Annotated in this window: 17 protein-coding genes; 12 read left to right on the top strand and 5 right to left on the bottom strand. The window is 41.0% G+C overall.

Translation table 11 applies throughout. The features are described 5' to 3' along the window. Positions 1 to 3: 3 nt before the first annotated feature. The 9 genes from G6053_RS29250 to G6053_RS29290 all read left to right on the top strand — a co-directional run bounded on the left by G6053_RS29250 (position 4) and on the right by G6053_RS29290 (position 12,477). Entirely contained in the window at positions 4 to 1,920 is a 1,917-nt protein-coding gene (locus G6053_RS29250; protein WP_165309368.1) for a glycoside hydrolase family 88 protein, read from the top strand. A 4-nt stretch (positions 1,921 to 1,924) separates the two neighbouring features. Next, positions 1,925 to 2,962 (top strand): pectate lyase, encoded by a 1,038-nt coding sequence (gene pelA, locus G6053_RS29255; protein WP_165309369.1) that lies wholly within the window; start codon positions 1,925 to 1,927, stop codon positions 2,960 to 2,962. Positions 2,963 to 2,976: 14 nt separating this feature from the next. Then, positions 2,977 to 4,494 carry a tagaturonate reductase gene (locus G6053_RS29260; protein WP_165309370.1) on the top strand — a complete coding sequence of 506 codons (1,518 nt, stop codon included), beginning with the start codon at positions 2,977 to 2,979 and terminating at the stop codon, positions 4,492 to 4,494. 12 nt (positions 4,495 to 4,506) lie between these two features. Beyond that, the gene (locus G6053_RS29265; protein WP_108634635.1) at positions 4,507 to 6,153 is read left to right on the top strand and encodes an altronate dehydratase family protein; all 1,647 of its coding nucleotides are present in this window, start codon (positions 4,507 to 4,509) and stop codon (positions 6,151 to 6,153) included. Between the two features lie 14 nt (positions 6,154 to 6,167). Next, positions 6,168 to 7,568, top strand: coding sequence for a glucuronate isomerase (uxaC, locus tag G6053_RS29270; protein ID WP_165309371.1), 1,401 nt, complete (start codon positions 6,168 to 6,170; stop codon positions 7,566 to 7,568). A 5-nt stretch (positions 7,569 to 7,573) separates the two neighbouring features. Beyond that, positions 7,574 to 8,599 (top strand): sugar kinase, encoded by a 1,026-nt coding sequence (locus G6053_RS29275; protein WP_241254883.1) that lies wholly within the window; start codon positions 7,574 to 7,576, stop codon positions 8,597 to 8,599. Beyond that, positions 8,596 to 9,240 (top strand): bifunctional 4-hydroxy-2-oxoglutarate aldolase/2-dehydro-3-deoxy-phosphogluconate aldolase, encoded by a 645-nt coding sequence (locus G6053_RS29280; RefSeq protein ID WP_165309373.1) that lies wholly within the window; start codon positions 8,596 to 8,598, stop codon positions 9,238 to 9,240. The genes G6053_RS29275 and G6053_RS29280 overlap by 4 nt, the downstream gene beginning before the upstream one ends. Positions 9,241 to 9,346: 106 nt before the next feature. After that, positions 9,347 to 10,786 (top strand): MFS transporter, encoded by a 1,440-nt coding sequence (locus tag G6053_RS29285; protein WP_165309781.1) that lies wholly within the window; start codon positions 9,347 to 9,349, stop codon positions 10,784 to 10,786. Positions 10,787 to 10,857: 71 nt separating this feature from the next. Continuing rightward, positions 10,858 to 12,477, top strand: a complete 1,620-nt coding sequence (locus G6053_RS29290; RefSeq protein ID WP_108634631.1) for an NADP-dependent glyceraldehyde-3-phosphate dehydrogenase — start codon at positions 10,858 to 10,860, stop codon at positions 12,475 to 12,477. Between the two features lie 181 nt (positions 12,478 to 12,658). Here the strand turns inward: G6053_RS29290 and G6053_RS29295 are convergent, their stop codons facing one another. Further along, positions 12,659 to 13,426, bottom strand: a complete 768-nt coding sequence (locus tag G6053_RS29295) for a rhamnogalacturonan acetylesterase (protein WP_165309374.1) — start codon at positions 13,424 to 13,426, stop codon at positions 12,659 to 12,661. Positions 13,427 to 13,447: 21 nt separating this feature from the next. Here G6053_RS29295 and G6053_RS29300 point away from each other — a divergent pair, with 21 nt between their 5' ends. After that, positions 13,448 to 13,594, top strand: coding sequence for a hypothetical protein (locus tag G6053_RS29300; RefSeq protein ID WP_165309375.1), 147 nt, complete (start codon positions 13,448 to 13,450; stop codon positions 13,592 to 13,594). Positions 13,595 to 13,644: 50 nt separating this feature from the next. Continuing rightward, positions 13,645 to 14,670 (top strand): LacI family DNA-binding transcriptional regulator, encoded by a 1,026-nt coding sequence (locus G6053_RS29305; protein ID WP_165309376.1) that lies wholly within the window; start codon positions 13,645 to 13,647, stop codon positions 14,668 to 14,670. A 45-nt stretch (positions 14,671 to 14,715) separates the two neighbouring features. Here the strand turns inward: G6053_RS29305 and G6053_RS29310 are convergent, their stop codons facing one another. From G6053_RS29310 to G6053_RS29320, 3 genes are all read right to left on the bottom strand, one after another. Then, positions 14,716 to 17,130: a TonB-dependent receptor gene (locus G6053_RS29310; protein WP_165309377.1), complete on the bottom strand. Its 2,415-nt coding sequence runs from the start codon at positions 17,128 to 17,130 to the stop codon at positions 14,716 to 14,718. Positions 17,131 to 17,278: 148 nt separating this feature from the next. Continuing rightward, positions 17,279 to 18,949: a PspC domain-containing protein gene (locus tag G6053_RS29315; RefSeq protein WP_165309378.1), complete on the bottom strand. Its 1,671-nt coding sequence runs from the start codon at positions 18,947 to 18,949 to the stop codon at positions 17,279 to 17,281. Continuing rightward, the gene (locus G6053_RS29320; protein ID WP_104383543.1) at positions 18,942 to 19,313 is read right to left on the bottom strand and encodes a PadR family transcriptional regulator; all 372 of its coding nucleotides are present in this window, start codon (positions 19,311 to 19,313) and stop codon (positions 18,942 to 18,944) included. Before G6053_RS29320 ends, G6053_RS29315 begins: the two co-directional genes overlap by 8 nt. Before the next feature lie 155 nt (positions 19,314 to 19,468). On the opposite strand from G6053_RS29320, the gene G6053_RS29325 reads away from it, so the two are divergent. Beyond that, complete coding sequence (locus G6053_RS29325) at positions 19,469 to 19,852, top strand: VanZ family protein (protein WP_108634626.1); 384 nt, start codon at positions 19,469 to 19,471, stop codon at positions 19,850 to 19,852. 29 nt (positions 19,853 to 19,881) lie between these two features. On the opposite strand, the gene G6053_RS29330 is transcribed toward G6053_RS29325, so the two are convergent. After that, positions 19,882 to 20,586 carry a phosphoribosyltransferase family protein gene (locus G6053_RS29330; protein WP_165309379.1) on the bottom strand — a complete coding sequence of 235 codons (705 nt, stop codon included), beginning with the start codon at positions 20,584 to 20,586 and terminating at the stop codon, positions 19,882 to 19,884. Positions 20,587 to 20,625: the final 39 nt, after the last annotated feature.

Below are 20,625 nucleotides of genomic sequence, written 5' to 3' on the forward strand. Positions count from 1 at the left end.
GTGATGAGAAAGTTATTTTTAATTCTTTTAAACCTTATAGCACTTGTTCCATTTTCAGGATTTGGCCAAAAAAAGCCTTTTTCTGAGCAGATGGCCAATACTGTACTTGAACAGCTCTATCCGGATTCCCTATTCAACAGGACCGACAAATTTCCGAAATGGTCATACGACATGGGGGTTATTTTTGAAGGTCTCACAGATGTATGGCGCAATACGGCAGACGCTACCTATTTTAATTATATGCAGACCCGCATGGATGCTTATCTCAGCATTCCGGATTCCATTAAGAACTATGATGCGCAAGATTTCAATATCGACAACATCAAAAATGGTACGGCACTATTAACGCTTTACAAAGTGACCGGCAAAGAAAAATACCTTAAGGCCTGCCACCAATTATATGCACAGCTCCAAAAGCATCCGCGAACTAATGAAGGAGGCTTTTGGCATAAGAAAATCTATCCTTATCAAATGTGGCTGGATGGCTTATACATGGGACAACCTTTCTACGCGGAATATGCTAGCCTAATGAATATACCTTCCGCCTTTGACGATATCGCCAACCAGTTTAGCTACATGGAAAAAAACGCCCGTGATGCGAAAACAGGCCTGCTGTATCATGGTTGGGATGAATCGAGAAAAGAACGTTGGTCTGATCCGAAAACAGGTTTGTCACCACACTTTTGGGCCAGGGGCATGGGCTGGTATGTCATGGCGCTTGTCGATGTATTGGACTATTTCCCGGAAGAGCATCCACGTAGACAAGAACTCATTGCGATCTTAAACAGAACGTTATCGGCAATCGTCAAGTATCAAGATGCCAAAACAGGTGTTTGGTATGATATTGTGGATTTAGGCACCAGAAAAGAGAATTACCTCGAATCCTCGGCTTCAAGTATGTTTGTCTTTGCATTGGCAAAATCATTGCGCAAAGGCTATATCCCGGTTTCATTTCAAAAAAGTCTGGACCGGGGTTATCAAGGACTTGTTAAGGAGTTCATTACTCCAGCAGGAGAAAATCGTGTGAACCTTAACAAAACGGTCCAAGTGTCTGGCTTAGGTGGGAAAAAATATCGCGACGGTAGCTTTGCGTATTATATGAGCGAACCCGTCATTACCAATGATCCCAAGGGAGTCGGTGCTTTTATCCTTGCAGCATCAGAAGTTGAATTTGTGAATGAACAAAAGGGTAAGAAACGGCGTACTGTCACATTGGACAATTACTTCAACAACGAATATAAAAAGACAGCATCGGGGCAGCTTAAACCCTATCATTATCTTTGGGATGGCGATGATAACAATGGATTTTCGCTGTTGGGTAGGATAATTGAAAAAAACGGGGGGCAATTAAATACATTAAAGACAGCTCCTACACGACAGAATCTCTCCAAATCCAACATCTATATGATCGTAGATCCCGATACAGAGAAAGAAACCGAAAATCCACATTTCATGAATGAAACCGATGCCCAGCAGATTGCACAATGGGTTGAACAGGGCGGTGTACTCGTTCTTTTATTAAATGATAGTGGCAATTGCGAAATCACCAAATTCAATACCCTCGCACAGAAGTTCGGCATCACATTTAATGAAGACAGTCGCAATCGTGTCAAAGGAAATGAATTCCAGACCGGGGCAGTTCATATCCCGAAAGGTAATACAGTATTTCCAAATACATCCAAAATATATGTCAAGGAGATTTCAACGTTACAAGTTAAAGCTCCTGCCCAAGTATTGATTCAAGAGAATGGTGATAACATCATTGCCACGGCGAAGTATGGAAAAGGGACCGTATTTGCAATCGGAGATCCATGGTTGTATAACGAATATACAGATGGAAGAAAACTGCCCCAGGAATATGAAAATTTTGCTGCGGCAAATGATTTAGTGCACTGGTTGTTCAAGCAGATCAAAAACTAGAACCATGAGAAAAATAGCCATCCTAAGTTTCATCGCGGTATCCGTGTTTCATCATCACTGCACTGGACAGTCCTTGACTTCCAAAGATTCATTAGCGGAAAAGATGCTCATTTATCAACTACCAAATGGTGCATGGCCTAAACAGCTGGTCGACAAAAGTGTCGTTGACTACAAGCTGCCAATAACAAAAGAAATCCTGCAAAAGATTAAAAACACAGCTATTGACCATGCCACGCTCGACAACAATGCGACCACTCGGGAAATAAATGTATTGATCAAAGCTTTTAAGGATACCAAAAATCCGGCTTATCTGACCGCTGCGGAAAAAGGTATCGCATATATCTTATCGGCTCAATATGAGAATGGGGGCTTTCCACAATACTATCCGAATAAATCACTCTATAGAGCTGAGATAACCTACAACGATAATGCCATGATCAATGCGTTATTGGTGCTTTACAAAGTTGCCAATAAACAACAAGGCTTTGAATCTGTCAACCCTATATTTGTGTCAAAAGCGCAAACAGCAGTGGAAAAAGGCATAGCCTGTATCCTGAAAACACAGGTCATGCAAGACGGAATAAGGAGTATTTGGGCTGCCCAATACGATCAGAATACTTTGGTGCCTGCTCAAGCCAGAAAATTTGAACCTGCTTCATTAAGTACGAGTGAATCCGTTGCCATCGTTCGGTTTCTGATGATGCAGCCTGCGACGCCAGCGATCCAGCAAGCTATCGAATCCGCAATACAATGGTTTCAGCAAAATGATATCGAAGGTTATCGTTTCGACCGCATGCAAGATAAGCTGACCGGAGAGTATGAGCGTAAGCTTGTGGCTGATAGTAGTTCAACAATTTGGGCACGATTCTATGATTTGGCTGACAACCGTCCGCTCTTTGGAGATCGCGACGATACCGTCAAATACAATTTTGAGGATGTATCCGAAGAGCGTAGAAATGGCTATGCCTGGTTCGGCAGCTGGCCAGAGAAACTGATCGAAAAGGACTTTCCGAAATGGAAAAAACAACATAAAATTCAATAATAAATAGTTATCAGATGTTACTCGCACAACATACTATAAATACAATTGGTTCGGATCTGGTCAGTAAGCCTACCGAATCATCTTTCTCTTATCCAGAAAAGATTCTTCAATTCGGCACGGGCGTACTGCTCAGAGGCCTACCAGATTATTTTGTCCATAAAGCCAATCAACAAAACCTGTTCTGTGGCAGAATCCTCGTTGTAAAATCAACAAGTTCAGCCGGTGCTGATGCTTTCGAACAGCAAAACAACCTATATACATTAGCTATTAAAGGTATAGAAGACGGTGAGGAAATTTCACATTACGAAATCAACAATTCGATTTCACGTGTGCTTTCGGCCAACCAAAATTGGTCAGAGATATTAAAAAGTGCCGAAAATCCCGATCTTGAAATTGTCTTTTCCAACACCACCGAAGTTGGCATTGTCATGAGTGAAGATACGATCAACGACGCACCACCAGCTTCATTTCCAGGTAAACTTTTGGCCATTTTATACCGGAGATTTGTTTACTTCAATGCAGATAAAAATAAAGGTTTAACCATTGTTCCGACCGAATTGATCACGGACAATGGAACTAAACTGAAATCAATAATAAGGGATCTTGCTGAGCTGAATAAGCTCCCGAAAGAGTTTTTGAACTGGCTTGATACCGCCAACGACTTTTGCAACACACTGGTAGACCGTATCGTCCCCGGAGCACTGCCTCTAGCGGAATACACAAAAACCTGTGCCTTATTGGGCTACGAAGATCAATTGATGATTATGGCCGAACCCTTTCGCTTGTGGGCGATAGAAGCTATTTCTGAACGTGTGCAGCAACGTCTGTCCTTTGCCCTGGCGGATTCAAATGTATTGCTGGTTCCTTCCATTGAAAAATACAAGGAAATCAAACTGAGGCTCCTTAATGGAACACATACATTAAGTTGTGCCCTTGCTCTTCTTGCAGGTTTCAATACGGTAAAGGAGGCTATGCAAAATACAGCATTCAACCAATTTATACGTCTTTTAATGCAAGATGAAATTGGCCCGGCAATATTAAGTGACAGTATTTCCGTTGCGGATACCAACGATTTCTCGTCGAAAGTAATCGATCGCTTTGCTAATCCTCACCTAGAGCACAAATGGGAATCCATTGCCTTAAATTACAGCTCAAAAATGGCCATGCGCAATATCCCGCTGCTAAAAAAGTGGTATACAGCCCACAATGAAGCGCCTCAACTGTTTGCACTTGGCTTTGCGGCTTATCTCTATCTATTAAAATCGAAACTGAACGGCGATCAGTATACGCAGGTGATCAATAGACGGACGATCGTACTTCAGGACGAATTGGCCCCAAGATTACATGCCGCCTGGACCAATCCAGATAAACTCGTCCATACCGTACTTTCAGATACGGATTTATGGGGAACCAATTTAACGGAATTTCCTCATTTTGAAGAAACAGTCAATCAGAAATTACAGCAGATCATTGAAGAAGGAGCATTAAAAGCGCTCGAAATTTCATCAGTTCTTGACAATAAAAAGGTATAAATAGCGCTAAAGATGAAAAACAACGTATTAAAAATACATCCCAAAGACAATGTTTTGGTGGCCTTACAAGATCTCAAAAAAGGGGATGCGATCTCGTTTGAGGGCACGAATTATATTTTACAGGAAGATATTCCGGCCAAGCATAAATTTTTTATGCAAGACATGCACTTTGGTGACGAAATCCACATGTATGGTGTACTCGTCGGAAAGGCTCAATTTGATATTCCTCAGGGAAGCATCATGAATACAGACAACACCAAACATGCTGTGGAGCCTTATCATTTCAGACCTTCAAACTACCACTGGGAAAAGCCTGATGTTTCAAAGTTCGAAGGAAGAACTTTCAATGGTTATCTCCGCCCGGACGGCCGTGTTGGAACCGCAAATTACTGGTTATTTATCCCAACTGTCTTCTGCGAGAACCGTAATCTTGATGTTATTAAAGAGGCATTATATAATGAGCTTGGCTATTCAGTCACTGCAAAATACAAGAACTTCACTCATCAGCTGTTAAAAGCCTATGAAAAAGGTGAAACGTTAGACCTGTCCTCACTAGACCAGCTTAACACGATTACCGAACAGTCTGACCGTGTATTCAAGCACGTGGATGGCATCAAATTTTTGAACCATCAGGGTGGTTGTGGCGGAATTCGACAAGATGCGGCCATCTTGAGTAAATTGCTTGCCGCCTACGCCGACCATCCGAATGTCGCAGGCATTACAGTATTGAGTCTAGGCTGCCAAAATTTACAGCTGAATGATCTAGTCAACGACATCAAGCTACGTAATCCAAATTTTGATAAACCTTTGTACTTGTTTGAACAGCAACAATCAAAAAGTGAGGAGCAATTGCTGAAGGAGGCTATACTGCAAACTTTTATTGGGCTGACAGAAATTAATAAACTCGGTAGACAGCCCGTGCCATTGAGCAAATTGACCTTAGGTGTAAAATGCGGTGGCAGTGATGGATTCAGCGGTATTTCAGCCAATCCTGCGGTAGGTTACACGGCCGACCTCCTGGTTGCTCTTGGCGGAAAAGTACTATTGGCCGAATTTCCGGAACTATGTGGTGCCGAGCAAAATCTAATAGACCGTACTATCGATCCAAAGGCCGCCAATAAATTTATTGACCTTATGACTGCCTACAGCAACGCCGCAGAGGCTGTGGGTTCGGGTTTTTATATGAATCCATCTCCAGGGAATATCCGTGATGGGCTTATCACGGATGCTATAAAAAGTAATGGTGCCGCAAAAAAAGGTGGAACCTCACCCGTTGTGGATGTCCTGGACTATACCGAGGAAGCGACAAAGCCCGGTCTTAACTTGGTCTGTACACCCGGAAACGATGTGGAAGCAACAACCGGAAAAGCAGCTGCAGGCGCAACACTTATTCTGTTTACAACAGGCTTGGGTACCCCTACAGGTAATCCAATATGTCCGGTCATCAAAGTAGCAACAAATAATGTATTAGCCACCAAAATGGCCGACATCATCGATATTAATACCGGTCCTATTATAGACGGAGATAAATCTATCCAGGCCATGGGAGAGGATATTTTAGAATATTGTATCAAAGCAGCGAGTGGCGAAATAACACCTAAGGCTGTCCAATTAAATCAAGACGATTTCATACCTTGGAAAAGAGGTGTGAGTTTATAAAAATAGGATATTGTATGAAAGCTTTTTTAGACGACAACTTTTTATTAAACACAAAAACAGCCGAAGAGCTGTATCACAACTATTCGAAGCATTTGCCGATTATTGATTATCACAATCACTTAATTCCGGAACAGATCGCTAATAATGTCAAATTTGACAACATTAGTCAAGTGTGGCTGCATGGGGATCATTATAAATGGCGGGCCATGCGCGCCAATGGTATCAATGAACGCTATATTACGGGCGATGCTTCGGATGAAGAAAAATTTATCAAATGGGCAGAAACTGTTCCTTATACATTGCGCAACCCATTACACCACTGGACACACCTTGAATTGCAACGTTACTTTGGCATCACGGATTTGCTATCCCCAAAAACGGCGGCCAAGATATACGCCGATACAGGTGCCCTATTACAACAAGATAGCCATTCGGTTCGGGGGTTACTGAAAATGATGAATGTTGAGGTCGTTTGTACCACTGACGATCCGATCGATAGTCTCGAGTTTCACCAACAATTCGCCAAGGAGAAAGAATCGTTCAAGATGCTTCCCGCCTTTCGTCCTGATAAAGCCATGAACTCGGACGATATCATTGCGTTGAATCAATACATCGATAAACTGGAAGAGGTCAGCGATATTCAAATCAATAGTCTTGGAGATTACTTGAAGGCATTAAAAGCAAGACATGATTTCTTTGCTGCCAACGGATGCAAAGTGTCGGATCACGGCCTGGAACAAATCTATGCAGAAGACTATACCGAACAGGAAATCGTGACGATCTTTGATAAGATTCGAACAAAAAAGGAAATTTCCTTGGCCGAAAATCTGAAATTCAAATCTGCAATGCTGATTTATTTTGCAGAATGGGATCATGAAAAAGGCTGGGTTCAACAATACCACTTAGGAGCATTACGCAACAACAATGCCCGTATGCATCGCTTGATCGGACCAGATACAGGCTGGGACTCCATTGGAGATTTTAGCCAGGCACGTGCATTGTCAAAATTTTTGAATAAATTAGACAATCAAGATAAGCTAACCAAGACAATCTTGTATAATCTCAATCCTGCGGACAATGAACTTATTGCGACTATGATCGGGAATTTCAACGATGGTTCTATCAAGGGAAAAATCCAGTTCGGCTCTGCCTGGTGGTTTTTAGACCAAAAAGATGGTATGACAAAGCAAATCAATACACTGTCGAATATGGGTTTATTAAGCCGTCTTGTTGGTATGTTGACCGACTCCAGAAGCTTCCTGTCTTTCCCGAGACATGAATATTTCAGAAGATTATTGTGTGACATCTTTGGGCAGGACATCGAAAAGGGAGAGATACCGAATGATATCGAATGGGTAGGGAAAATCATAACAGATATCAGCTACAATAACGCGAAAGAATATTTTGAATTTTAATGAACATGCAGGGTAAAGTTTTAAGCTTTGGAGAATTGTTGTTGCGGATATGTCCCGACATCGAACAAGATTGGATTGAACAACACCAGTTGCCTTTCTACGTGGGGGGGGCTGAACTGAATGTCGCCACAGCCTTAGGATTGTGGAATGTACCATCATCCTATTTATCCGCAATTCCTCAAAATGCCATCTGTGAAGGTATTGACAACTACCTGCAACGCAGAAATATAGACACCTCGGCTATGCTGTGGACCGGCGAGAGATTAGGAATTTACTATCTCCCAAAAGGGAAAGATCTAAAAAATGCCGGTGTCATCTATGATCGTGCGAATTCGTCATTTGCTAATCTCAAAGTAGGCAGCATCGATTGGGAAGAGGTTTTTGCCGATGTCAAATGGTTTCATTTTTCAGCTATCTGTCCTGCTATTAGCCAAGATATTGCTGATCTATGCCAGGAAGCAGTTATAAAAGCACAGGAAAAAGGCATTTTTGTATCATTGGACCTTAACTACCGTGCAAAGCTTTGGAAATATGGGAAAGCACCGAAAGAAATTATGCCCAAAATTGCACAATACTGCAATTTAATCATGGGAAATATCTGGGCTGCACATCAAATGCTCGGTACGCAGCTAGACGAAAAGTTCCTAACTTCTTCTTCCGGGTATCAGGAAGAAGATTTACTGGCACAGGCAGATCGTACAAGCAAAGAGATCATTTCCGTGAATCCGATTTGTCAATATGTAGCCAACACCTTTCGTTTTGACCATCAAAGCAAGGGAATCAAGTATTATACCACACTGTTTGACAAAGACAGCCTGATTAAATCAACGGAATATATAGCCGATGAAATTTTGGATAAGGTAGGCAGTGGCGATTGCTTTATGGCGGGCCTGATTTATGGCTTATACTCCAACCTTTCTCCTAAGGAGACCCTGGAGTTTGCAACACTAGCCGCATTTGATAAACTGTTTATCGCCAGCGATGCGACAACAAGTACAGTGGAAGACATAAAAAATAGAATGATAGCATGAATTTGAAAGAAATTGTATTAGATAAAATCATTGAACAAGGGATACTTCCTTTGTTCTTCCATCACGATAAGGCCGAAAGTATAGCTATTCTGCGGACCTTATACCAGGCCGGTATACGTGTCTTTGAATTTACAAACCGTGGTCCCGAAGCATTAACAGTTTTTGAGAGTTTAGTTGCTGCAAGGAACCTTGACATGCCTGACCTTTATTTGGGTATAGGTACAATCAAATCGGTTGAAGAAGCACAACAGTTTCTGCAAATCGGTGCCGATTTTATTGTCTCTCCGATTGTAAATCCTTTGGTCGGTTCGCTTGTTCATGAGCAGCACAAATTATGGATCCCGGGATGTATGACCCCAACAGAAATCTATACGGCGCAACAGCAACAAGCAGCACTTATAAAATTGTTCCCCGCAAATATGCTGGGGCCAGCATTTATGTCATCTATCCGGGACCTTTTTAAAGGTCAGAAATTTATGCCTACGGGGGGGGTAGAAATCGAAATGGAAAACTTAAAAGCTTGGTTCAAATCCGGTGTATGCGCCGTAGGGATGGGCAGCAAGTTGATTGCCCCTAAAGACACAGGCAATTTATTTGAGAACACTAAAAAGGCACTTGACTTCGTCTCGAAAGCACGATAACAGTAAAATCCCTCTGGCACCGGCTTTAAAAAGCAAATACAAAGGGATCTTATTGGCGTGAAAAAACAGACACTTACACTATAAATAAACTATTAAACCCATTATGATTAACACGGAGAAAAAGGGTAATTACCGTTGGGTAATATGCTCCCTACTATTTTTTGCTACTACAATCAATTACCTGGATCGCCAGGTGCTATCCCTGACCTGGAAGGATTTTATTAGCCCCGAATTTCATTGGACAAATACGGACTATGGTAACATTACGGCCCTGTTTTCAATCTTTTATGCCATCAGTATGCTGTTTGCAGGTCGCTTTGTGGATTGGATGGACACAAAAAAAGGTTTTCTATGGGCAATTGGAATCTGGTCCATTGGTGCAATACTACATGCCTTCTGTGGTATAGCGACGTCAGGAATTGTTGCTGGTGAATGGTTCGTAGGTTTCGAAGGCGCAAAAGAGGCAATTTCTCATGTCAACAATGTGGGATTAGTGATCAGTGTCAGTGTCAATCTATTTATATTTGCGCGGTTCGTATTAGCTGTTGGTGAAGCGGGCAATTTTCCGGCTGCAATCAAAGCTACGGCAGAATATTTTCCAAAGAAAGACCGCGCATTGTCTACTAGTATCTTTAATTCGGGCGCGACAATAGGCGCTTTGGCAGCTCCCTTAACCATTCCTGTAATCGCCGCACATTGGGGCTGGGAAATGTCTTTCATCATCATCGGTGCATTAGGATTTGTCTGGATGGGTTTCTGGATGTTTCTCTATAAAAAACCAAATGAAAACCCAAAAGTCAATGCGGCCGAGCTGGCTTATATCAATCAAGATGACGATGAACAGCAGATCACACCTTCCGGCGATACCAAACTTCCAAGAACGACCATCTCTGAATGCTTAAAATATAAACAAACCTGGGCATTTGTCTTTGGAAAATTTATGACCGACGGAGTCTGGTGGTTTTTCTTATTCTGGATGCCGGCTTATCTTTCTGCCGTCTACGACATAAAATCATCGGATACAGAAGGGCAGCTCGCAATTTTTGTGCTCTATGCAATTACCATGTTGTCTATTTATGGCGGATGGCTACCAACCTATTTTGTTGACAAAAAAGGAATGAACGCATACGAAGGGCGCATGAAAGCCATGCTGTTGTTTGCTTTTGTGCCATTGGTTGTACTCTTTGCACAGCCCCTGGGACATATCTCCTATTGGATACCCGTCATTCTTATCGGTTTTGCCGGGGCCGCACACCAGTCCTGGTCCGCCAATATCTTTTCGACCGTTGGAGACTCTTTCCCAAAGCGCTCCATTGCAACCGTTACCGGAATTGGAGGGCTCGCGGGAGGTGTAGGAGCCTTTATTATCAACAAAACATCAGGATGGCTATTTGATTACGCCAAAGAAACCCAGATGACTTTTATGGGCTTCAAAGGCGAGGAAGCGGGTTATTTCATTATCTTTTCCTTCTGCGCCATTGCCTATTTAATTGCATGGGTCGTAATGAAAACACTAGTTCCTAAACTTATTTTAATAAAAAATTAACATATATTGCAAAATTTATATTATATTAGCAATATCTTTATAAATATCAATCTAAACCATTTTTAAAAACAATGAGCTTAAACTTAGAAGGTATCTTCTACGAGGAGAAAGACATTCCCGCAGAATTTACGCTCGACGAACAGGTCGATCAAAGAGAGTTCCTTTCCAATGGAGAAATGATTTCTTGGACGGGTCAAGTAAACGAAGTTTTTTCACCTATTTGTGTGAAGACTAAGGACGGCTTGAAACGTAAGCGCATCGGTAGTTTCCCTGTTTGTACAGAAAAAGAGTCCATGGAAGCCTTAGACGCTGCTGTAAAAGCATACGACAATGGCCGTGGAGAATGGCCGACAATGAGCGTTGCCGATCGTATTACCTGTGTTGAAAATTTCACACAAAAGATGATCGCCAAGAAGGACATTGTCGTCAAGCTTATTATGTGGGAAATTGGCAAATCCTACGCTGACTCCGTGAAAGAATTTGATCGTACGGTAGAATACATCTATGCGACGATCGATGCACTGAAAGATATAGACCGCGATTCTTCACGTTTTCAAATCGAACAGGGTATCGTTGCCCAAATCCGAAGATCTCCATTAGGAGTCGTACTCTGTATGGGACCATTCAATTATCCGTTGAATGAGACTTTTACGACATTGATTCCTGCATTGATCATGGGGAATACCATGTTATTCAAACCACCTAAACATGGTACGTTATTACACTACCCTTTATTAGAAGCTTTTAAAACAAGTTTCCCTAAAGGTGTTGTCAATACGATCTATGGCCGTGGCAATAAAATTGTCCCTAGTTTAATGCAATCGGGAAAGATCAATGTATTAACGCTAATCGGTTCAAGCCGTGTAGCTGATGAACTTAAAAAATTGCACCCAAAAGTGAATCGTCTCCGTGCAATTCTTGGTTTGGACGCAAAAAATGCAGCAATCATTACCAAAGATGCAGATTTGAATCTAGCAGTTTCTGAAACAGTATTGGGTTCACTTTCATTCAATGGTCAACGTTGTACAGCGCTTAAAATTATCTATGTGCACCGTAGCTTGGCACAAGAGTTCCTGAAACGTCTCTCTGCTGAAGTTGCTAAATTGAAGTTTGGCATGCCTTGGGAAAAAGGAGTATCCTTGACTCCGCTTCCTGAAGTCAATAAGCCGGCATATTTGACTGAATGCATTGAAGATGCAAAAGCATACGGTGCGAAAGTAGTGAATGAAAACGGTGGCCAAGTTGCAGAATCGTTCTTCTACCCGGCGATTGTTTATCCTGTAAATTCACAGATGAAACTTTATAGAGAGGAACAGTTTGGCCCGGTTATCCCAGTCGTTCCTTTTGATGACCTTGAAGAACCTATCGAATACTTAATTGGATCTTCGCATGGACAACAGGTAAGTATTTTCAGCAATAATGCAGCTGTTGTTTCATCACTTATCGATCCACTGGTCAATCAAGTGAGCCGTGTAAACATCAATTGTCAATGCCAACGCGGTCCGGATACTTTCCCTTTCACAGGTAGAAAGGACAGTGCTGAAGGAACGTTGTCCGTAGTGGATGCCTTGCGTTCATTCTCTATACGTTCTTTAGTGGCGACAAAATTCACTGAGGAAAACAAAAAACTATTAAATGACATAGTCAGTGAAAATGAATCAAATTTCTTAAGCACGAAATATATTTTCTAGTATACGACTGATACAAAAAAGCGACATCGAGATTATCGATGTCGCTTTTTTATGAAAATTCATTTTTTCATAAATTCTCCAAATACTTTTTCATATCTACTGCATCTTTTACGACAGCCCTCCTCTGTCAGTCAAATTGATTTGAGTGTATGCTTCTTTCTGATTTTATAACGTTCTAAAGTTACTTCAGAATCAGATTGTTTTGAATAGGTAACTGTAATTCGCGAATCCCCTCGGCAACGAGCTTTGCCACTTCATTAGCACCAAAAGTATTCAGATGCGTATCATCTTTCTTTCCCTGCGGATAATTCTTATCACCGCTGTCCACATGCAAAAACAATTTCTTACTGTCCACTACTCCGTAGGACATGACAAGTTTTGTTGTCTTATCCTCCATGTCAATACAAGGTGTTTGCATATCCCGAGCGACCTTACGGATAATTGCAGGATATTCTCCATGGGTTTTCACGAGCACATCATTTTCAAATTTACGCCGTGCTATCGGTGTCAAAAGAATCGGAGTGCCGCCCTTCTCTCTTGTTTGATTGATATAGAAAATCAAATTCTGTTCGAACTCTTCCAATGAAGTTCCCACAGCGGGTTTATGAACCTTTTCATCATTATGTCCAAACTGAATGAACACATAATCTCCTCGACGGAGGTTTTCAAAAATAGGCTTCCAATGATTTACAGCACTTCCATCTTTGCCGATATCATGTTTAAAGGATTTGGAACTACGCCCATTTAATGCACGGTTATCGACCTTCACCTGTTGATTGAACATCTTTGCAAAAGCCATTCCCCAACCAGTTTCTGGAAAGGTACGGCTATCTTTATCCGCAGCTGTAGAGTCGCCAATTATATAGATTGTGCGGATTTGTTCCCGCTGTAAAGCCAGGAGAAAAATTACCATCACACAGCCCGAAATAAGTGTACTGATTTTTTTCATATTTTTAGGTATTTAATTAAAATGATTAAATTACTCTTGCACGAACTGCATGGAAATTTATTTGGTTATCATATGATCAAGTTTACAAAGTATATTTCACTTGTTGATGCCAATGTCATTAATAAAGTTATGCAAACGTTGCCGGCAACGTTTGCACGGGGCAGTTAATTAGGTTTTATAATTTTTTTTGATTAATATTATAGTCTATTTTGCCGATTATGAAATTCGAAAACTATACAATCAAAGACATTGCTAAAGCGCTTAACTTATCAACTTCTACCATCTCCAGAGCATTAAGAGATAGTTATGAAATAAGTCCTGAAACAAAAAAAATTGTATTGGAATATGCCGAAAAAATCAATTATCGTGCTAATCCCATTGCGAGGAGCTTAAAGGAACGTCGAAGCCACTCCATTGGTATTATTGTCAGTGAAATAGCCAATAATTTCTTCTCCCAAGTCATCAACGGCGTCGAATCTATTGCCTATGACAAGAATTTTCAGATCATTATTTCACAGACACATGAGTCTTCGGAAAGGGAACGGCTTAATGTGGAGTACCTAACATCCAGAGGCATAGATGGCCTACTGATTGCATTGTCTTCAGAAACCGAGGATATTTCCTATCTTCATCAATTAAAAGAACGTGGATTTCCAATTGTATTTTTTGATCGAATCCCAAAACAGTTTAACACCTACAAGGTCGTGGTCAACAATCAGCAAGGGGCCTATGATGCGACCCAGCATCTCATAAAACTCGGAAACAAGAGAATCGCGCACCTGACAAGCTCAAAATCCCTGTCCATAACAAGAGATCGCTTAGAAGGATACAAAAAGGCATTGATGGCAAATCATATCGATTTTGATCCGAATCTTGTCAAATATTCTCAATATGGAGGTCTGCATTTAGACGAAATTGAAAAGGCGATCGAAGAGCTTATCCAAATTGGGTTTGATGCCATTTTCATCTCTGGAGACAAATTGACCACAGGATACCTCCATGTCGTGAAAAAAAGAAATTTCGAAGCCGCTAGCAATATCGCTATTGCCGGATTTACAAACTCTAATGTTGTCGAACTATTTTCGTCCAAAGTCACAGCAATTAGACAACCTGCTTTCGAAATGGGGAAAATTGCTACCGAACTGCTGATCAAACTGATAGAAGCCAAATATCCTATTACAGAATTTGAGACCCGTGTATTACCCACCGAACTAATCAACAATCACGAAATAAAAAAACCGTAAGAAAACGATTTTCTTACGGTGCCATATAATAACAACAGTAATGCTCTATTGCGCTCTTTCTTTTTCCTCGTTGCTTGTATCTTTCTTACGATAATTATTTTTAAGGTTACCAAATTTGTACGAATAAGTCAGCCGTATAATCCGACGATCTTGACGTTGCCTGATCTGAGAATCAAATTGACCGAAAGTAGTGACCAGGTTTTGATTGCCCGTATTGAATAGATCACTCACCGCCAATTTTAAGGAACTACGCTGATCTTTAAATGTTTTGGTCGCTCCCACTTCCATGTCCCATCTCCCCTCTAAGTCATACACACTGTATTTAAAAGGTGAAAAATAGCGTAAATTAACATTAGCCATAAGACTCTTACTTAGTTTTAGATTATGCATGGAATTCGCTTGAAGGAGAAATGATTTCCTTCTGATCGGAATACCTGAAATCATACCATCAAAATCAAAGTAGATTCCAGTGATATTATTATTCATGCTCCAGATCTTAAATACAGTGACGGGAATATTTAGATTTAAATAAGAGGTCAGATTTCGACCTAAATTCTCCCGCACAACCCAAGTCTCACCTCTGACAGAGTCTTGTCCCATGCTTTCTACAATTGCGTCTTTCACATCATTGACACCCAGTGTCACATTATAACGCTGCAACAAGGTATAATTCAATGTGAATTCATTGGAAAATTGGGGATTTAAATACGGATTTCCACGCTCGAAGGTCAACTTGTCAATATAATAATCAAATGGATTCAGTTGGCGATAATTAGGACGGGTCACTTTTCTGGTGTATCCTATAGACAATATATGATTCTCATTTAGCGAATAGGTCAAATTAGCGTTGGGGAAAAGTTGAAAATAATCACGTTTCACACGCTTGCTCTTTGTTAATGAGTTTCCATCCGACATCGTATACTCGCCCCGCACACCAGCTTTTAAACTCCACTGTCCAATGCTTGTATTATAATCGAGGTAGCCTGCCACTATTTGCTCCTTATAGACAAAATGGTTAGTACGTGTCGGATCATTTATCCACACAAAGTCTTTCTGTAGCTTTTCGAAAAGCAGATCATTATCAGACTTTACATTCGAATATTTACCCCCCATCTCAAGCTTGGACTTTTTTGATAAGGGATGTTCGTAATCGAACTTCGCAACATAGATATCGATACCGATTGGCATTCTACTGCGTTCATTTTCCAATGGGGCAACTGACTTCATATCGGCATCAAAATATTCATTGCGATAAGTGACACGTTTGTTGCTCCTAAATTTGCTCCAGTCCAAATCAACAGTCAGTTTCCGACCATTGGAATCTATCCTAAACTCATTATTTAGATTAGCGGAGTAGCGGTCAAACAATTCTTTGAAAGAGGACGATGAGCTTAATATCGTATCATAAGCGGATACGGTAGTACCTATATTCGTCCTACTATCATTGTCATTATATTCGGTATTATTTGACCCATTGAATTGTAGTGTTAATGTATTTCTTGAAGATGTCTTTTGTTCAACGCCGAAACGGTAGGAATGATTACGTTCATCTTCATCCAATGTTGATTTTTGATTGAAATATTTCTTTTTACCATCATTCTGTATAACCCGGTCTATATACAGCTTACGGTAAGACTTTTCATCAGAATAAGCATAGGAACCAAACAGTGTTGTATTATTCTTTTTGTAATTTAATGAAAGGGAACTATTTCCCTTGAATTTTTCACCGCTTCCTGCCGTCAGGTTAAAGGTCCCGTTAAATCCTTCCATACGATTATTCTTCTTAAGGACAATGTTGATCGTTCCTACAGCTCCTTCAGCATCATCCTTAGCGGATCGTGTCGTAATCACTTCAACGGATTTAATCTGATTACCATCCGTGCTTTTCAAAAAGCTCAAAAGTTGCTCACCAGACATATAGGTTTGCCGTCCATCAATGGTAACGGCTACCCCCGATTGTCCCATCAATTGCAAATTATTGTTGTTGTCCAAGCTGACACCGGGTGCACGTTGCACTATATCCAGGGCATTGTTGCCGGCCGCCAATGGAGAATTCTCTACGTTTAGGATCAACTTACCGGGCTTACTCTCGACCATAGGACGTTTCCCTTCCACAGTGACCTCCTCTAATTTTCTGTTATCCGCAATCAATTCGATCACGGCTGGAGAGTAATCGGACTTATCGATAGCAAAAGAGCTACTTCGGTTTGAAGTATATCCCACCATCTTTGCTTCAACGAGATAGTTTCCGGGCCCCACATCCGTAAATTGGTATTCTCCAGATTCATTGGTGACCACTGCTTTTAAGACAACAGCAGAATTGGCTTTCATCAGGTAGGCCGTTGCTAAAGGCAGCGGCAAATGATCCGCCGAGTGCACTTTCCCCGTAATTTTCACTTGCGCATGGGCAAAGGAGACAATCAAAAAACTTAACAGTAAGAAGTAAAAATATTTTTTCATTATTAGGATAATCTTGTTTAAAGGCAATGAAACTTCAAAAGGGTCCTAGTTATCTTGTTTTGCAAGTTAACCTCAGCGCTCAATGGCTTCATCATGGTATTGGCTTGTATGATCTGTCTTCCGCCCGGTTGAGGCGGAAGACAGCTTATTATTTATTTTTTATCTGAACGGACGCGCCATCTTTTTTCGTGTTGATGATCGTATCCCGACGGATCACAATGGAAGTATCGGCAATAACGACTTCATTATGGTCAGCATCTTCTGCCTCCTCTTCGTCTGATTTTTTTGGAGGCAAAGCACATTTAACACCAAGCGAAGTCACAATAAATTCCACATCCTTGACATCCCTTAAATCTTTATTATAACGGTCGCGGCATTCGTAAAATGAAATATCGCGTAATTTACCTTCCAAATTATCATTGATCACCAATTTTGTTCCAACAGGCAAAAACAGGGTAACATTCACTTCCTGATCACGGTAGCGCTCACCTTCGCTCAATTGGAAAGCACTGTCAAAAATCAAGGCAGTTGTATCTTGCTTCAGTGCATAATTGATCTTTGCGGCCCTGTCTGTAGCAATTTTGTAGGTATTTCCTTTTGCAGAATATTCATAACGTACATAAGGTTCCTGCAATGAGTCGATACGTTCAATCCGAATACGGATATCCCGTTTCAGATAAGACGAAAGGTTCTCGCTTTTTATTCCGATACCGGTTTTCACCCCATTTTTTAAGCGGATAACCCGAACATCATTTTCCTTCAGATAATATACCGGCTGTTTCTGTAGCGGCTTTTCGTCCACAATCGTGCTCGATTCCCTAAATTCTTTCGCTACCGAAGTTGAATAGTAAATAAGTGCTCCAACGGACAGTAACCACACAACAAACAATGTCGTTGTCAGATAATTACTCATTGGCTTCTTCTCAAATAGCACCCGAAGAAGTAAATAAAACAAACCGGCAAAAGGAATAAATACAGATAAAAAGCCAGCAATCAATGCAAAAGGGACGTCACTAGGATCCATCAGATAAAATGGTCCTGAATCGTCCATCACATCCGGAATAACATTCACGATGGCCAAGGCAAAGAAAATCAAACCTATAATCAAGCCTATAAGAGTCAATCCCACGATGATGACAAAGAAGACGCCAATGATTTTAACGATTATCTGCAATAGCTTCGCCACGCCATCCCCGGTGCGATCCATGCCCCGCGAAAAAGTCTCCTTCACACCGCTCATTTCCTCGTCAAAAGAACGTTTAAAATTCTGGATATTCGGCGCTTCGCCACGCATCTCCATTTTATCCGCTCTGGTAATCGCTGGCGGCATTACAATCCAAAGAATCACATAAACCAATAGCCCCGATCCACCGATTATGACAAAAAGCGCAAAAAGTAACCTTACCCATTTGGCTTCAATCCCAAAGAAATGGCCAAGACCACTACAGACGCCACTGAAAACGCGATCGTCGGGATCCCGCATTAATTTCTTACCGACCTTAAAACCATTGGTATTCGTTTCATGGCGAAAGGAGCTATAGTCATCCTGATCTTCCGACTCAAAGTCACTAACCCTCCCCATCTGATCAATAACTGCATTTACATCTTCCATATTGAGCACCTCTTTACTTCCCGCCTGGATCTTCTCTGTAAACATCTCAGAAATACGGTTCTCAATATCCTGTAAAATCTCACGGCTGTCTTCCGACTGACCAAAATGCTTCTGTATATCAATCATGTACGACCGCAGTACCTCATAGGCATCCTCCTCAATATGGAAGACGATGCTATTTATGTTGATAATTATTGTCTTATTCATCGCTATTGTCTTTAACTGGTTTAGTTGAATCATTGTTTCTACCCACCAATGACGTGTTTACAGCAAACACCAATTCATTCCAGGTAATGTCCAATCTTGAAAGGACATCAAGTCCTTCTTGGGTAATTTCATAATATTTTCTAGGCGGACCTGAAGTCGATTCTTTCCATATATAACTCAACAAGCCATTATTTTTTAGACGTGTTAAAAGCGGATATAGGGTTCCTTCCACAACCAACAATTGAGCTTTCTTCAGTTCGCTGATAATATCGGAGGCATAAATTTCTCCTCGAGAAATTATGGATAGGATACAATATTCAAGTATCCCCTTCCTCATTTGGATTTGTGTATTTTCAGCTATCATAACAATACAAAGATATATGTATTTTATGGTACCATGCAATACATAGTACCATATAAAACAAATAAAATATATTAACAAGCTGATTATTAGGTAAATAATTTTTTAAAATTATTTACATTTCACTTCTATCAAGAAATTTTTGGATATTTATCCCCATGATTAAAATCCTACTGGACTACAAATGGTGTTTTATTTGGGCCATCATAGTCATTGTTTTATGTACGCTCCCCGGAAATAACTTTGATACAGTTCCCAGCTACCCCGGAATGGACAAACTCGTTCATGCGGGCATGTTTTTCGTTTTTTGCACACTGATGTACAACGGTGTTATTCAACAATTTAGCGGAAAACCAACACGCTGGTTACCCATCTTTATTGTCTCTTTTTTCGGTTTTCTGTTTGCAGGATTAACGGAAATACTTCAGCTCTATATTTTTACTTACCGTAGTGGTGACTGGTGGGATTTATTTGCTGATTCTGTAGGAATTGGCATGGCCGGATTTGCCTATCTGTTGAATTATGTCGACAGGAGGCACTGATTGGCGGTAAACTCGGCTATCGAATAAAACTATTGGGCTCTGGCCAAGGTTGCCACGGACACTTTGCATCCGCGGGATTCCTGCAGGGTAATTGCAGCTGAGACAATGGTTGCACCGGTAGTAAGTACATCATCAACAAGTAAAATATGTGCATCTTGTGGCATTGAAAGTTCTTTGCAGACAAAGATGTCTTCCACATTTTCATAACGCGCTAAACGGTCCTTACCTGTTTGTGTCATTGTTGCCCGTTTACGGATCAATACGTCCTCCCATAACGGAATATGCATCGCCCGCGACAGCCCACGACCGAAATAAGCCGATTGATTATAACCTCTTTTCCGAAGCTTACTCGTATGTAATGGTATCGGAACAATAGCCGATAATCCAACGTACAGTTCGGATTGAAGGAGCTTGAGGCCATACTGATAACCAAAGTATTCAGCCAAAAATGGCTGGTTATTATATTTAATCTGGTAGATTAGCCGCTCTACACGACTCCCCTTTTGTAGGAGGAGAAAAGAGCAAGCCTCTTCTATAGGCGCTTTGCCCCAGAGCTGCCTAGCGGTATCGTTATCCGAATATGTATGAAAATTGGTATAAGGCAGATGATAATCACAGGCAATACAGATATATTTTTCCTGATATTTCAGCACACAGCCACAACAGGCACATTCTTTGGGAAAGAATATGGAAACAAAATCACCAAGAATATTCCGTAGATCAAATGGCATCATGCTAACTTCCTAAGTTAAAGATAGCAACAATATTGCAAA

Origin of the sequence: Sphingobacterium sp. DR205, assembly GCF_011064245.1 — a bacterium.
In the GTDB taxonomy this organism is placed as follows: Bacteria; Bacteroidota; Bacteroidia; order Sphingobacteriales; family Sphingobacteriaceae; genus Sphingobacterium; species Sphingobacterium athyrii.

What these genes read in the sequence shown, in the direction of transcription:
- uxaC (WP_165309371.1), top strand. Translation starts at nt 6,168, where the DNA reads ATGAAAGCTTTTTTAGACGACAACTTTTTATTAAACACAAAAACAGCC.
- G6053_RS29300 (WP_165309375.1), top strand. Translation starts at nt 13,448, where the DNA reads ATGATTAAATTACTCTTGCACGAACTGCATGGAAATTTATTTGGTTAT.
- G6053_RS29295 (WP_165309374.1), bottom strand. Translation starts at nt 13,426, where the DNA reads ATGAAAAAAATCAGTACACTTATTTCGGGCTGTGTGATGGTAATTTTT.
- G6053_RS29280 (WP_165309373.1), top strand. Translation starts at nt 8,596, where the DNA reads ATGAATTTGAAAGAAATTGTATTAGATAAAATCATTGAACAAGGGATA.
- G6053_RS29315 (WP_165309378.1), bottom strand. Translation starts at nt 18,949, where the DNA reads ATGAATAAGACAATAATTATCAACATAAATAGCATCGTCTTCCATATT.
- G6053_RS29275 (WP_241254883.1), top strand. Translation starts at nt 7,574, where the DNA reads ATGCAGGGTAAAGTTTTAAGCTTTGGAGAATTGTTGTTGCGGATATGT.
- G6053_RS29305 (WP_165309376.1), top strand. Translation starts at nt 13,645, where the DNA reads ATGAAATTCGAAAACTATACAATCAAAGACATTGCTAAAGCGCTTAAC.
- G6053_RS29290 (WP_108634631.1), top strand. Translation starts at nt 10,858, where the DNA reads ATGAGCTTAAACTTAGAAGGTATCTTCTACGAGGAGAAAGACATTCCC.
- G6053_RS29265 (WP_108634635.1), top strand. Translation starts at nt 4,507, where the DNA reads ATGAAAAACAACGTATTAAAAATACATCCCAAAGACAATGTTTTGGTG.
- G6053_RS29325 (WP_108634626.1), top strand. Translation starts at nt 19,469, where the DNA reads ATGATTAAAATCCTACTGGACTACAAATGGTGTTTTATTTGGGCCATC.
- G6053_RS29330 (WP_165309379.1), bottom strand. Translation starts at nt 20,586, where the DNA reads ATGATGCCATTTGATCTACGGAATATTCTTGGTGATTTTGTTTCCATA.
- G6053_RS29260 (WP_165309370.1), top strand. Translation starts at nt 2,977, where the DNA reads ATGTTACTCGCACAACATACTATAAATACAATTGGTTCGGATCTGGTC.
- G6053_RS29250 (WP_165309368.1), top strand. Translation starts at nt 4, where the DNA reads ATGAGAAAGTTATTTTTAATTCTTTTAAACCTTATAGCACTTGTTCCA.
- G6053_RS29320 (WP_104383543.1), bottom strand. Translation starts at nt 19,313, where the DNA reads ATGATAGCTGAAAATACACAAATCCAAATGAGGAAGGGGATACTTGAA.
- G6053_RS29310 (WP_165309377.1), bottom strand. Translation starts at nt 17,130, where the DNA reads ATGAAAAAATATTTTTACTTCTTACTGTTAAGTTTTTTGATTGTCTCC.
- pelA (WP_165309369.1), top strand. Translation starts at nt 1,925, where the DNA reads ATGAGAAAAATAGCCATCCTAAGTTTCATCGCGGTATCCGTGTTTCAT.